The organism is Maribacter polysiphoniae, assembly GCF_003148665.1.
GTDB lineage: Bacteria > Bacteroidota > Bacteroidia > Flavobacteriales > Flavobacteriaceae > Maribacter_A > Maribacter_A polysiphoniae.
Genome location: NZ_QGGQ01000005.1, coordinates 239,755 through 253,560, shown reverse-complemented (window position 1 = coordinate 253,560; position 13,806 = coordinate 239,755). Strand labels below are relative to the sequence as shown.

Annotated in this window: 10 protein-coding genes; 1 reads left to right on the top strand and 9 read right to left on the bottom strand. The window is 41.6% G+C overall.

Features of this window, described 5'->3' with window-relative positions; genetic code table 11:
- Positions 1 to 2: 2 nt before the first annotated feature.
- From ruvA to ruvB, 5 genes are all read right to left on the bottom strand, one after another.
- A complete protein-coding gene (gene ruvA, locus LX92_RS12950; protein ID WP_109651249.1) occupies positions 3 to 584 on the bottom strand; it encodes a Holliday junction branch migration protein RuvA in 582 nt (193 codons plus the stop codon).
- A 167-nt stretch (positions 585 to 751) separates the two neighbouring features.
- Positions 752 to 3,043, bottom strand: coding sequence for an NADP-dependent malic enzyme (locus tag LX92_RS12945; protein ID WP_109651335.1), 2,292 nt, complete (start codon positions 3,041 to 3,043; stop codon positions 752 to 754).
- A gap of 170 nt (positions 3,044 to 3,213) precedes the next feature.
- Positions 3,214 to 4,533 carry an MFS transporter gene (locus LX92_RS12940; RefSeq protein ID WP_109651247.1) on the bottom strand — a complete coding sequence of 440 codons (1,320 nt, stop codon included), beginning with the start codon at positions 4,531 to 4,533 and terminating at the stop codon, positions 3,214 to 3,216.
- Between the two features lie 119 nt (positions 4,534 to 4,652).
- Positions 4,653 to 5,546 carry a tRNA epoxyqueuosine(34) reductase QueG gene (gene queG, locus LX92_RS12935; protein WP_394340344.1) on the bottom strand — a complete coding sequence of 298 codons (894 nt, stop codon included), beginning with the start codon at positions 5,544 to 5,546 and terminating at the stop codon, positions 4,653 to 4,655.
- A gap of 23 nt (positions 5,547 to 5,569) precedes the next feature.
- Positions 5,570 to 6,592: a Holliday junction branch migration DNA helicase RuvB gene (ruvB, locus tag LX92_RS12930; RefSeq protein WP_109651243.1), complete on the bottom strand. Its 1,023-nt coding sequence runs from the start codon at positions 6,590 to 6,592 to the stop codon at positions 5,570 to 5,572.
- Positions 6,593 to 6,774: 182 nt separating this feature from the next.
- On the opposite strand from ruvB, the gene pckA reads away from it, so the two are divergent.
- Positions 6,775 to 8,349: a phosphoenolpyruvate carboxykinase (ATP) gene (gene pckA / locus LX92_RS12925; protein WP_109651241.1), complete on the top strand. Its 1,575-nt coding sequence runs from the start codon at positions 6,775 to 6,777 to the stop codon at positions 8,347 to 8,349.
- 109 nt (positions 8,350 to 8,458) lie between these two features.
- On the opposite strand, the gene LX92_RS12920 is transcribed toward pckA, so the two are convergent.
- The 4 genes from LX92_RS12920 to LX92_RS12905 form a co-directional block, all read right to left on the bottom strand.
- The gene (locus LX92_RS12920; RefSeq protein ID WP_170117846.1) at positions 8,459 to 9,280 is read right to left on the bottom strand and encodes a GIN domain-containing protein; all 822 of its coding nucleotides are present in this window, start codon (positions 9,278 to 9,280) and stop codon (positions 8,459 to 8,461) included.
- A 127-nt stretch (positions 9,281 to 9,407) separates the two neighbouring features.
- Complete coding sequence (locus LX92_RS12915; protein WP_109651237.1) at positions 9,408 to 11,234, bottom strand: cytochrome c oxidase subunit I; 1,827 nt, start codon at positions 11,232 to 11,234, stop codon at positions 9,408 to 9,410.
- 34 nt (positions 11,235 to 11,268) lie between these two features.
- Positions 11,269 to 12,327 (bottom strand): cytochrome c oxidase subunit II, encoded by a 1,059-nt coding sequence (locus LX92_RS12910; protein WP_109651235.1) that lies wholly within the window; start codon positions 12,325 to 12,327, stop codon positions 11,269 to 11,271.
- 146 nt (positions 12,328 to 12,473) lie between these two features.
- Positions 12,474 to 13,796 carry a quinol:cytochrome C oxidoreductase gene (locus LX92_RS12905; RefSeq protein ID WP_109651233.1) on the bottom strand — a complete coding sequence of 441 codons (1,323 nt, stop codon included), beginning with the start codon at positions 13,794 to 13,796 and terminating at the stop codon, positions 12,474 to 12,476.
- Between the last annotated feature and the right edge of the window lie 10 nt (positions 13,797 to 13,806).

Here is a 13,806-nt window from a genome sequence, read left to right as displayed (position 1 = left end):
TATTACAAATTTTTAAGCGCCAGTTTAATAATGTTCTCTACGCTTAGTGCAGGTTCTTGGCTTACTACCTTGTCAACAACCTTTTCAGCTTGTCTTCGGACAAATCCTAGAACCTCTAAAGCAGATAACGCTTCTTCTTTATTTGTATTGTTTGAACTGATGGAAACTTCGTCAATATCGTATACCTTTAAAATCTTATCCCTAAGATCAAGAATAACCCTTTGGGCCGTTTTAGCCCCAATACCCTTGATACCCTGAATCGTCGCAACGTCACCATTGGCGATTGCATCCCTGATCTGTACAGGTGACAAGGAGGAAAGCATGGTTCTGGCCGTACTTGCCCCAATCCCGGAAACCGATAATAGCAACCTAAAAATCTCCCGTTCCGACTTCTCGGCAAAACCAAAAAGTGTATGGGCATCTTCCCGAACCTGCAAATGGGTAAACAGATTGATGTTTTCCTGATCCTTTATATGTGAAAAGGTATTCAAGGAGATATTCACAAAATACCCTACCCCCGCACATTCGATAATAACATGGGTCGGATTCTTTTCAACTAATTTTCCGTTAAGATGGTGTATCATGGGGAATAATATTTCAAATTCAAATAGTCTTGGCAAGTGCCCCAATGGGTTGATTGCTGTTTAATGTGTCAATGGGTTCCAAAACCCAAAGGTATAGATTTTCACTCCGATAATCGCATACACGACCTCGCCCCTATACCCCAAGACATTATGCCTTTATTTTTTAACTATTCCCTTTTAAGGCGCTTGCGTTTTTCCCTTTCCTGGGCATCGATAACGGCTACGGCGGTCATATTCACCATTTCATCGACATCGGCCCCCAATTGCAATACATGCACTGTTTTATTAAGTCCTAACATGATAGGCCCTATGGAATCTGCCCCATTGAGCTCTTTCAATAACTTATACGTAATATTGGCCGAGTCCAAATTTGGGAATATCAAGGTATTGACCTTCTTCCCTGCCAACTTTGAAAATGGGAATTGGCTTTGGTGCAATTCCATATTCAACGCAAAATCTGTTTGGATTTCACCGTCAATCACCAATTTAGGATAATTTTTATGTAAAATCTTTACCGCTTCGGTTACCTTTTTCGCATTTGGATGTGATGAAGACCCAAAATTGGCATAGGACAACATGGCCATAATAGGCTCAAAACCAAAGGCTTTTGCCAAATTTGAGGTCATAACGGCAATCTCGGCAAGGACCTCAGCCGTAGGATCAATATTAATTGATGTATCAGCCAAGAACAATGGCCCCCTTTCTGTATTCATTATATTGACCGTGGCCGCACGTCGTACCCCCTTAGCCCTTCCGATTACCTCAAAAATAGGTTTAATAACCGTTGGATATGCCCTTGAATAACCTGAAATCATTCCATCGGCATCACCCTCATTCACCATCATGGCCGCATAATAATTACGTTCCCTCATATTGGTCATTGCCCCATACAAAGTCAATCCATGCCTTTGGGTCGCTTCCCAATGCTTTTTGGCGTATCGTTCCCTAGTCTTTAACGAGTCCTCCGATTTCGGGTCAATAATCTTGACATCGGCATTGAACCCTATTTCTTTCTTCAGTTCCCTGATCACCTCTTCCTCACCCAATAAGATTGGTATAGCGATACCCTCCTCATAAACAATCTGCGCCGTTTTTAGGACATCTAGATGATTGGCTTCGGCAAATACGATTTTTTTAGGGTTTATTTTCGCCCTTTCATGCAGCAAGCGCACCACTTTATTGTCACTTCCGGAGCGTCTTAATAATTTTTCCTTGTATTTTGCCCAATCCTTTATGGGTTCTTTGGCCACCCCACTATCCATAGCTGCCTTGGCTATCGCCGGTGGAATCTCGGAAATCAGCCTAGGATCAAAAGGCTTGGGAATAATATAATCCTTGCCAAAAGTCAGCCTAGTCTCGGAATAAGCAATATTCACTTGTTCTGGCACCGTTTGTTTCGTTAATTCCGCTAAGGCGACCACAGCCGCCATTTTCATTTCCTCATTGATCTTGGTAGCCCTTACATCGAGTGCCCCCCTAAATATAAAGGGAAAGCCCAATACATTATTCACTTGGTTAGGATGGTCCGATCTACCCGTAGCCATTATGATATCCTTTCTGGTTTTTATGGCCAATTCGTACGATATCTCTGGATCTGGATTGGCCAAAGCAAAGACAATCGGGTCCTTGGCCATGCTTTTCAGCATTTTCGGAGTAACTATATCAGCTATTGAAAGCCCTATAAAAACATCAGCGTCTTTCATGGCCTCAGCCAAGGTCTCTATTTTTCTCTCCGTGGCGAATTCGAGCTTCTCAGAGGTAATGTTCTCCCTATTTTTATGGATTACACCTTTACTATCGCACATTACAATATTTTCGGCCTTAGCCCCAAAGGCCTTGTACAATCTTGTACAGGAGATTGCCGCTGCCCCAGCGCCACTGATTACAATGCGCGCATCCTCGATTTTCTTATTGGTAACCGTCAAGGCATTCAATAAGGCTGCCGAAGAAATAATGGCCGTTCCATGTTGATCATCATGCATTACGGGAATATCCAATTCCTCCTTTAATCTTCTTTCTATCTCAAAAGCCTCGGGTGCTTTTATATCCTCAAGGTTAATACCACCAAAGGTTGGTGCAATGGTCTTTACCGTTTCAACGAATTTGTCGACATCGGTCGTATCCAGTTCAATATCGATTGCATCTATATCAGCAAAAATCTTAAACAAAAGACTTTTACCTTCCATTACCGGTTTGGAGGCTTCCGGCCCTATATTTCCCAACCCCAAAACTGCCGTTCCGTTGGAAATGATCGCCACCAGATTCCCCTTGGAGGTGTATTTGTATACGTCATCTACATTTTTTGCTATCTCTAAGCAAGGTTCTGCTACCCCTGGGGAGTATGCCAATGCCAAATCGCGTTGGGTGGAGTAGCTTTTTGAAGGTATTATTTTAATTTTTCCCGGTTGGGGTTTCGCATGATAAATCAATGCTTCACTTCTTAACTTCTTGTCGCGCATAATCATTAATTGTATGTCAAATTTAGGGGTAATCTTTGAAAAAAAATAAGTTCCAAGTACAAATATTACCGATATAACAACATCGTATACCCTATGTGCCTATGACATAATTATCCAAGGTCGATTTGAAGCATTCGTCCTTAACCACAATATGAATATTATTATTGAGCTTACTCCCCCAATTCCTCCTTGGAAACGTTCAACCGTAAAGTGAAGGCCGCGGCGATAATGAAAAAGATTCCAGCAAACAACATGGCATTTACCGCATTGGCCCCTAAAATATTTTTGAAAATAGCTCCAAAAGTCAAGGTTTCAATGCCCATGGGGATTACAATCATCATATTTAGGATACCCATATATACGCCGCGTCGTTCCTGGGGCACGATTTTGGAAACCATGGTATAAGGAATCCCCATCATTGCCGCCCAACCTATGCCGAATAAGACCATGGGGATCAACACATAGATCGGATCACTTATGTAAGGTATGGACAAGAGGGCCAATCCCGTACCCAATAAGCTGGCCGCATAAATTTTCTTCCCCCCGTATTTCAAGGTGAGGGGAACAAGCATCAAGGCCACTACGATTGTCGCTATATTATAGGTGGTACTCATTTTGGCCGCCTGCGCAGCAGCTTCCGAAAGATCATAGCCCATAGTTGTCCTGAACAAGGGGGTTATGAATTGCCAGTAGACAAAAAGGGCATACCATTGAAAAAGGTACACAATGGATAATTTCCACATGAAAGGAGGCATCTCTTTCACTGCCTTGGAAATTTCAACAAATGGCATTTTAAAACGTTCAGCGAAAGGCAAGCCCTTATGCGCATTAATATCTGCCAGCTCTTCTTCGGAAGGTGGAATTTCCGGGGTTTTCAATACCGACCATAAAATGGTGCCCACAGATAGTACCGATCCAATGAAGAACGAATAATACAACCATTTTGGTATCGACCCAACCACTTCCGAAGCGGCATCCCCTCCGAACCAATCCTGAAACAAAAAGATAGAGGCATTCGCCAGTACAATCCCGGCCCCTACGAATAGGCTCTGCATTTGATACCCCAAACTCAACTGTTTCTCCGGCAATTTATCACCAACAAAGGCCCGATAAGGCTCCATGGCCATGTTATTGCCTACATCCAAAATCCAAAGTAACCCTACGGCAAACCATAACGCCGGACTCAAGGGAAATGCAAACAGACATATACTTCCAATGATGGCTCCTATAAGAAAAAAAGGTTTTCTTCTGCCCCAACGTGGTGACCAGGTCTTATCCGAAATCGCGCCGATAATAGGTTGTACGACCAAACCTGTTACAGGACCGGCGATATTCAGAATAGGCAACATATCCTCAGGAGCACCTAGAAAAAGAAATACGGGATTGATCGCTGTTTGTTGCAATCCAAAGCTGAACTGGATTCCCAAGAATCCTACATTCATATTGAAAATCTGCCAAAAACTCAGGTTTGGCTTTTTTATAAGGCCCATGTTTTTATGGTTTGGTGGTTAATCTATCCAACAAGATACCATTTTATGGACGGCTATAAAGAAAACCCCAAAATAAAACCAAAAGTGGGGCCCCATCAAACGTTTGCGTGTGGAAAAGTTTATTTTAAAAACTGAATATTCCGTTTCAATCCCGAAAATTTGGTTCGCTTTACCGCTGATTTTTTAAAGATCGTATTAAAGACCTCCTGGGTTATCTCTTCCCAATCTTTTTTATCGTTTGACAACAAATCAGGGTGGGGATTGAATAAGGGTTCATTGTGCGCTCTTGAAAACCGATTCCACGGGCACACATCCTGACAAACATCACATCCGAACATCCAATCATCGAACTTCCCTTGGAATTGGGCGGGAATCCCATTCTTCAATTCAATCGTAAAATAGGAAATGCATTTACTCCCATCAACCACCCGGTCCTCAACGATTGCTTGTGTGGGACAGGCGTCAATACATGCGGTACAGGAACCACAATGATCGGTGACCGGATGATCATAGTCCAATTCCAAGTCTACGATCAATTCCGCAATAAAATAGAATGAGCCCACTTTCTGGGTCAATAGATTACTATGCTTTCCGATCCACCCCAAGCCACTTTTGGCTGCCCAAGCTTTATCCAAAACAGGGGCCGAATCCACAAAGGCCCGCCCATCGACCTCCCCTATTTCGGTAGTGATAAATTCCTGTAACTGTCTAAGTTTTGATTTTATGATGTGATGATAATCCTGTCCGTAGGCATATTTTGATACCTTATAAGTGCCTTCTTTTTGTTTGTCTTCCGGATAGTAATTCAACAATAAGGAAATAACCGATTTTGAGCCCTCGACCAATTTGGTCGGATCTAACCGCTTGTCGAAATGGTTCTCCATATACTGCATTTCCCCATTCATGTTCTTATTGAGCCACGTTTCCAACCTAGGGGCCTCCTCCTCCAAAAAAGCTGCTTTGGAAATACCACAGGACAAAAAACCGAGGCGTTTGGCTTCGGTTTTGATCAATTGGGTATGTTTTGATGCGAAGTTCAAAAAAGTCCGGGTTGCGTACCTCCCTTGATCCTTCCCAAATGCTTATAGGCCAATTCGGTAACTTCACGCCCACGGGGAGTGCGCATGATAAAACCTTGTTGAATCAAAAAAGGTTCATATACTTCCTCAATGGTCTCTGAACTTTCCGAAACCGCAGTAGCGATTGTGGATATTCCTACCGGTCCTCCTTTGAATTTATCGATAATGGTTGTCAATATTTTGTTATCCATTTCATCCAAGCCGTGTGCATCCACATTCAAGGCTTTTAAACTGTATTTCGATATTTCCATATCGATACTACCATTCCCTTTGATTTGGGCAAAATCGCGAACCCTGCGCAAAAGTGCATTGCAAATTCGGGGTGTTCCCCTACTACGGCCTGCGATTTCAATAGCGGCATCTTGCGTAATGGGCACCTTTAGTATCTCGGCACTACGTTCAACAATGGTGGACAATAGTTCGGTAGAGTAATACTGCAATCGACTTTGTATGCCAAAACGCGCCCGCATGGGTGAGGTTAATAGGCCCGACCGGGTCGTTGCCCCAATAAGGGTAAAAGGATTTAAATTGATCTGGACAGACCGGGCATTGGGACCTGTCTCTATCATAATATCTATTTTATAATCCTCCATGGCAGAATAAAGATATTCCTCAACTATCGGACTCAACCTATGGATCTCATCAATAAAAAGTACATCCCTTTCCTCTAGGTTGGTCAAAAGACCCGCCAGATCCCCAGGTTTATCCAATACTGGACCAGATGTGATTTTTATACCTACCCCCAATTCATTGGCGAGTATATGGGCCAAGGTTGTTTTCCCCAATCCCGGAGGACCATGGAACAAGGTATGGTCGAGGGCCTCATTCCTCTGGTTAGCTGCCTCAACAAAAACCTTCAAATTTTCAAGCACTTGATCCTGCCCTGTAAAGTCATTAAAAGTTACGGGCCGCAGTGCTCTTTCTATATCAATTTCCTCAGGCGAAAAATTGCCTGTGGTGGGATCTAAATACTCATTCATATACGAACAAAGATAGTGAAAATCAAATGTTAAAATTCACTTGTGGCGTACCAACTATATCGTTATTGTTGCATATCTTGTAACAATCATGATAATTGTCATCTTTTGTGAGGTGATTATTATCAATCTTTGCGCAGAATTAAAAACAAGAATTTTTAACAACCATTTTAAAGCAGAAAACAATGTCAGCAACATTTGATCTTAAAAAGTATGGTATCGATACCGAAAAAATTTACAGGAACAGTAGTGTCCCTGTTTTATATGAACTTGGCCTCCGTTTGGAAAAGGGAACCGCCATTTCCGATGTAGGAGCCTTAATGACCTTCTCTGGTGAAAAAACCGGTCGTAGCCCCAAAGACAAAAGAATTGTACGCCACCCAGATTCTGAAAAAAATATTGATTGGGGAAAAATCAATATGGGATTGGATGAGCACACATTCATGGTCAACCATGAAAGGGCCCTTGATTACTTGAATACACGTGATCACCTTTTTGTTGTTGATGCTTTTGCCGGATGGGATCCTAATTATAGAATCAAAACCAGAATCGTTTGTACAAGGGCTTACCATGCATTGTTCATGCAGAACATGTTGATTATGCCTACAGAGGAAGAATTGGCGAATTTTGGAGAACCTGATTATGTGATCTTCAATGCAGGTCAGTTCCCCGCCAACCGTTACACTTCTGAAATGACCTCCAAGACCAGTGTTGATTTGAACTTGGAACGTAAGGAAATCGTGATTTTAGGTACAGAGTACGCAGGTGAAATGAAAAAAGGTATTTTCACAGTAATGAATTACTTGATGCCTTTACAAGACGTATTACCAATGCACTGTTCTGCCAACGTCGGTGAGAAAGATGATGTAACCATCCTTTTTGGTCTATCAGGAACAGGAAAAACCACTTTGAGTGCGGATCCTAAACGTAGATTGATCGGTGATGATGAGCATTGTTGGACCAACGAAGGTACTTTCAATATTGAAGGTGGATGTTATGCGAAAGCAATTGATTTATCCGCTGAAAAAGAGCCGGACATTTACAACGCCATCCGTTTTGGAACCGTTTTAGAAAATGTGGTTTATGACAAGGAGACCAGAGCGGTTGATTACACAGATACTTCAATAACCGAAAACACTAGAGCCTCTTACCCTATCAATTATATTGATAACGTACAGATCCCTTGTGTTGCCGGACACCCTGAAAATGTAATATTCTTAACTTGTGATGCTTTTGGTGTATTGCCTCCAGTAAGTAAACTAACCCCTGAACAAGCTAGTTACCACTTTATCTCGGGTTATACCGCTAAGATGGCAGGTACAGAGATGGGTATTACAGAACCAACACCTAACTTCAGTGCATGTTATGGAGCTGCCTTTATGATGTGGCACCCTAACAAATATGCTGAATTGTTGGCTGAGAAAATCAAAAACCATAAAGTTAATGCATGGTTGATCAACACTGGTTGGACAGGAAGTGGTTCCAGAATGAAGTTGAAATACACTAGAGCCATGGTAGATGCCATTCACCACCACGATTTTGACAATGTTGAATACGTGAAGGATGAAGCATTCGGATTCCAGATTCCTACAAGTTGTCCTGGTGTACCTTCAGAGGTATTGATTCCTAGAAACACTTGGGAAGACAAAGCTAAATATGAAGCTACTAAATTGAAACTTATCAATCTTTTCAAAGAAAACTTCAAGAAGTTCGAAGCGAACACAAACCCGGATATTATTGCAGCTGGCCCAAAAGCCTAAGTAGCTTTATAATCCAAACCAATACTTTCCTTTACTGTAAAATCCCCATTGCAAATGCAATGGGGATTTTCTTTTTTCCTACCCTTTTTCAATAAGGGGAACCCCTATATTAATTTTCCTTAAGCAATTGGGAAGTATCCAAAAATGCTTCAATGATTATCTTAGGGTCACCATAAAGCTGTGTTTTGGAAGACCCTCGGGAAGCTAATTTAAATTCCTCCAAAGCCTTGATCTTAACATTTGGGGACCCTTTCATGTCAGCCACAACGGAAGTTGCTTCCATTCTTTCCGCCTTTAAGTTTGAATTCCCCTTGAGTTTTACATTCAGGACATCTGCATTTCCTTCCATACTTGCACTGGCATTTTCCGACATCCAAATGGTATTGGACATCCCAACGGCATAGATGCGGGCATCAACCCTATCCTTTAGGGAAATATGCAATGAATCACTTGCCAAATTAAAGTCCCCGGAACTCATCCCCTTCATATTCACGGTCATGATTGGGGCCGTGGCATTCAATTCCAACCGTGACGGACCGTCGAGGTTCACCGTAAACCTATCGGATGAAATAACATCCTTCATGTTGACCTTACCGTCTATCATCGATATGGTCTCCAAATCGGTATAGGTTACGACTATATCCAATTTCTTCTTCGAAGTAATCTTATAGAATGAACCAATAACCAAGGTACTGTCCGCTACCTTGAATTTGAGTACATCGATTAAATTATCGTCCGCATTAATGGTGTATGCGTTATTTGGGCCTTTCTGAAGCACCAACTCCAAATCGTCAACCAATTTAATGGCATTAAAGAAAGGGAGCTCCTCTTGCACCTCTATGACATTCTTATTTCCTTTAATCTTAGGTTTTCTTTGCGCAAATGTTTGGAAGCAAACAAGCAGCACGATAAGGGTTATACAATTTTTCATTTCAATGGTTTGTGTTCTACAACGGTCCATATGCTTTATATGACACCCTTTTGTTTATTAAATATATTACAAAAAAAATGCCCAACTTGATAAGTTGGGCATTTTTCTATGTATTGGTTTCGAAATCCTAATGGTTTTCTTCCTCCTCGTTATCTTGTATAGGTGTATTCTGTGGAATAAAATCCTGCCCCGCAATGATGTATTCACCATCATCCCCAGTCTTACTGTAATCGTAAGCCCAACGGTATACCTCTGGAATTGCTCCTGGCCAGTTTCCGTGAACATGCTCTTGTGGTGTTGTCCATTCCAAGGTATTTGATTTCCATGGATTTTGAGGTCCTTTCTTTCCATAGAACATGCTATAGATAAAATTCCCCAAGAAAACCAACTGTGCAAGTCCGGCTATCAAAGCAAAGACAGTCATCAATACTTGTACATCGGTCAATTCGTCGAACATAGGGAATGCCGTGTTTTCATAATATCGTCTTGGCACTCCTGCCATTCCAACGAAATGCATCGGAAAGAACACCCCGTAAGCACAGACTGCTGTAATCCAGAAGTGAACATATCCCAAGTTTTTATTCAACATCTTACCTTCGAACATTTTTGGGAACCAATGGTAAATCCCTGCGAACACTCCGTAAAGTGCGGAAATACCCATTACCAAGTGAAAGTGGGCAACCACAAAGTAGGTATCATGGACATTGATATCCAATGTACTATCCCCTAGGATTATACCGGTAAGTCCACCCGTGATAAAGGTTGATACCAAGCCAATGGAAAACAACATGGCCGGATTCAATTGTAAGTTACCTTTCCAAAGCGTAGTGATATAGTTGAAGGCCTTTACCGCTGAAGGAATGGCAATCAATAAGGTCGTAAATGTAAATACAGATCCCAAGAATGGGTTCATCCCTGAAATGAACATATGGTGACCCCAAACGATTGTCGATAAGAAGGCAATCGCGATAATAGAGGCAATCATCGCACGATAACCGAATATGGGCTTACGAGCGTTGGTAGACATCACCTCCGAGGTTATACCCAATGCAGGTAGTAATACAATATAAACTTCGGGATGTCCCAAAAACCAGAATAGGTGTTCGTACAATACCGGAGAACCCCCTTGATAATGCAATACCTCACCCTGTATGAAGATATCCGAAAGGAAGAACGATGTTCCAAAACTTCTATCCATAATCAACAATAGTGCTGCTGATAAAAGTACCGGAAACGAAACTACCCCAATAATTGCGGTAACAAAGAATGCCCATATAGACAAAGGCAATCTAGTCATTGACATACCTTTTGTTCTAAGATTAATAACCGTTACGATATAATTCAATGAACCTAAAAGGGATGATGCGATAAAGATAGCCATCGCCACCAACCAAAGGGTCATACCCAATCCTGACCCTGATTGGGCCATGGGCAATGCACTCAATGGTGGATAAATCGTCCAACCCGCTGCTGCCGGTCCAGCCTCCACAAAAAGAGAGGAAACCATGATTACACAGGACAAAAAGAACAACCAATAGGAAACCATATTCAAGAAACCTGAGGCCATATCCCGTGCGCCGATCTGCAATGGAATAAGCAGGTTACTAAAGGTACCACTTAACCCAGCTGTTAGTACGAAAAAGACCATAATGGTACCATGAATGGTCACCAAGGACAAATATATGTCCGCATCCATAACCCCTTCTGGGGCCCATTTGCCCAACAAGGTCTCAAAAATCGCAAACGATTCCCCTGGCCATGCCAGTTGCATCCTAAACAATAAGGACATGGCTATACCAATAAAGCCCATAACCAAAACCCCAGTAATCAAATACTGTTTTGCTATCATTTTATGGTCTTGGCTAAAAATGTATTTGGTCACAAAAGTCTCCTTGTGATGATGCCCATGATCATCAACGTGGTCTTCAATATGTGCATGTGCTGTGGCCGACATAAATATTTATTTTTTTTATTTTTTAAACTTAACTCTATTGAACTGATACCATTGATTGGGAAAAGGTTTGCTGCTCAGCAAGCCATTTATTGTATTCTTCCTCCTCTTCCACAATAATCTTCATTTGCATATTGTAATGTGATTTACCGCAAATCTTATTACATAGCAATATATAGTCAAATTCCCATGGATCCATATTTTCAGCCCCTGCCGCTGCCTTTTCAGCCCGCATAGCATTGGTTCTTTTTACCTTCTCTATAATCTCGGGTTTGTTCCTCATATCCGCAGTCGTGATTGTCGGCGTAAATGAGAATTGTGTTATCATACCAGGTACACAGTTCATCTGCGCCCTAAAATGAGGCATATAAGCGGAATGCAAAACGTCCTGTGAGCGCATTTTAAAGTTCACCTTTCTACCTACGGGTAGATGTAGTTCCTTAACGATAATGTCATCCTTACCATAAGTATCCGATTCGTCGACACCTAGGATATTGGCCTTATCAATATCTATCATCCTAACATTGGCACCTCCCAAAACATTGTCTGCACCGGCATATCTAGCCGTCCAATTGAATTGTTGTGCATAGAGCTCAACAACTATGGGGTCGTCATCATCGTTGATATCCATGATATTGGTCCATGTATAAAGTCCCCAAAGTATCAAACCAGCCAAAACGATAACAGGGATGATTGTCCAAATAAACTCCAATCTATCATTATCGGCATAGAAAAGGGCTTTCTTCCCTTCCACACCTCTGTATTTATAACCGAAATAATACAATAATGCCTGGGTAATTGTCTGCACGAAAAATATAATCGCCATAGAGACAAGCATTAAACTATCGTATTCAGCGCCATGTGCGGATGCTGCCTCTGGTAAAAGCATTTTCCCGTACTTCCAAAAACTAAATATGGTAATACCATAGATAAAGATCAAAAACACAAACAACAAATACCCATTGTACTTATTATCATTGTCATTGGCGATTTGGGAGTCCACTGCTTTAATCTGTGACAATTCAAAAATCTTGGTCATTTGCCAAATGGCAATTGCCACTAGAACCAAAACGGCTAAAATCAATATTGTAGTCATTGTTATATTTAAAATTTCGCTTTAAACTTAGTAAAAAAAACTTAAACCCACTATCCCCGAAGTAACACCCTTCAACGATGGGTAAAAACATTTATCCCCCACTACCCAGCAAACACTGGGAAGGAGGGTATATATTTATTCTAAAATTAATAATGAAAATGTCTACTCTCCTCGATAAACGGGTTGCGTTTAGGTTGAAGAGGTGCTTTTGTCAATGCCCTAAAAACCCAGAAGATAAACAATCCGGCAAAGAACAGAATGGCTCCAATTTCAGGAATTCCGATAGACCATTGATCACCTACCGTAGAAGGCATGATCATATTGAAAATATCCATATAGTGACCTGCCAGTATGATAATACCGGTAAGGATGACAAACCAGTTGATTCTTTTATAGTCACTATTCATTAAAAGTAGTAATGGCAACACAAAGTTCATAACGACCATTCCAAAGAAAGGAAGTTTAAAATCCTCGATACGCGTTACATAATAGGTAACCTCTTCAGGGATATTCGAATACCAGATCAACATAAATTGCGAGAACCAAAGGTAGGTCCAGAAAACACTAAAACCGAACATGAACTTGGCTAAATCATGAATATGACTATCATTGACATCCGGTAAGTAATCCTTTGACTTCAAATAAATCGTTACCATGGCAATAACCGTAATTCCTGAAACGATCATACTTGCAAACACATACCATCCGAACAAGGTACTGAACCAGTGTGGATCCACACTCATAATCCAATCCCAAGACATAATCGACTCACTGATCAAATAAAACACCAAAAATGCAGCGGATATCCTAAAGTTCAATTTGAAATTCGAGTTGTCATCCGAGGCATCCTGCTTTAAGGAAAGCTTTCTGGAATACTCCCTATAGAGTATCCAGCCTCCCAAGAAAATAGCCGCACGGATCAAGAAGAAAGTAGGATTCAAATAACCCGACTTGCCCATTAACAATTTATCATGCGCTACAACATCAGCATCCATCCAAACAAATAGATGGTTCATGTGCAAAACAGACAATACCAAAATAACGAATATAATAATCCCCCCAGGGACCAAATAAGCGGTTATCCCTTCCATTACACGGAACAGCAATGGAGACCAACCGGCTTGGGATGCCCTTTGTATGGCATAAAATGCCAAAACACCCAATGCGATCATAAAAAAGAAGAATGCTGCCACATACAACGCTGACCATGGTTTATTCTGCAATTGATGCAAAACATGCTCATCATGTGCTGCATCGTGGGCCTCAGCATGCTCCCCATGGGCATTTGCCTCAGCGAGTCCTACCTCTTCGGCATGTGCATCACCATGACCCCCATCGTGACTGGCGACCATGGCCTTAGCCTCTTCAACGGTGCTTGGGGCCGACATAAAACCAATTCCGATACCTAATAAGCCTACAATCATCATGATGAAGGAAGCCATTCTTAGTCTGCTTGAAAACGTGTACATATCTTACTCT

Coding starts and splice junctions, on each gene's coding strand:
- pckA (WP_109651241.1), top strand. CDS start 6,775: ATGTCAGCAACATTTGATCTTAAAAAGTATGGTATCGATACCGAAAAA.
- ruvA (WP_109651249.1), bottom strand. CDS start 584: ATGATACACCATCTTAACGGAAAATTAGTTGAAAAGAATCCGACCCAT.
- LX92_RS12915 (WP_109651237.1), bottom strand. CDS start 11,234: ATGTCGGCCACAGCACATGCACATATTGAAGACCACGTTGATGATCAT.
- LX92_RS12905 (WP_109651233.1), bottom strand. CDS start 13,796: ATGTACACGTTTTCAAGCAGACTAAGAATGGCTTCCTTCATCATGATG.
- ruvB (WP_109651243.1), bottom strand. CDS start 6,592: ATGAATGAGTATTTAGATCCCACCACAGGCAATTTTTCGCCTGAGGAA.
- LX92_RS12910 (WP_109651235.1), bottom strand. CDS start 12,327: ATGACTACAATATTGATTTTAGCCGTTTTGGTTCTAGTGGCAATTGCC.
- LX92_RS12945 (WP_109651335.1), bottom strand. CDS start 3,043: ATGCGCGACAAGAAGTTAAGAAGTGAAGCATTGATTTATCATGCGAAA.
- LX92_RS12940 (WP_109651247.1), bottom strand. CDS start 4,533: ATGGGCCTTATAAAAAAGCCAAACCTGAGTTTTTGGCAGATTTTCAAT.
- LX92_RS12920 (WP_170117846.1), bottom strand. CDS start 9,280: ATGAAAAATTGTATAACCCTTATCGTGCTGCTTGTTTGCTTCCAAACA.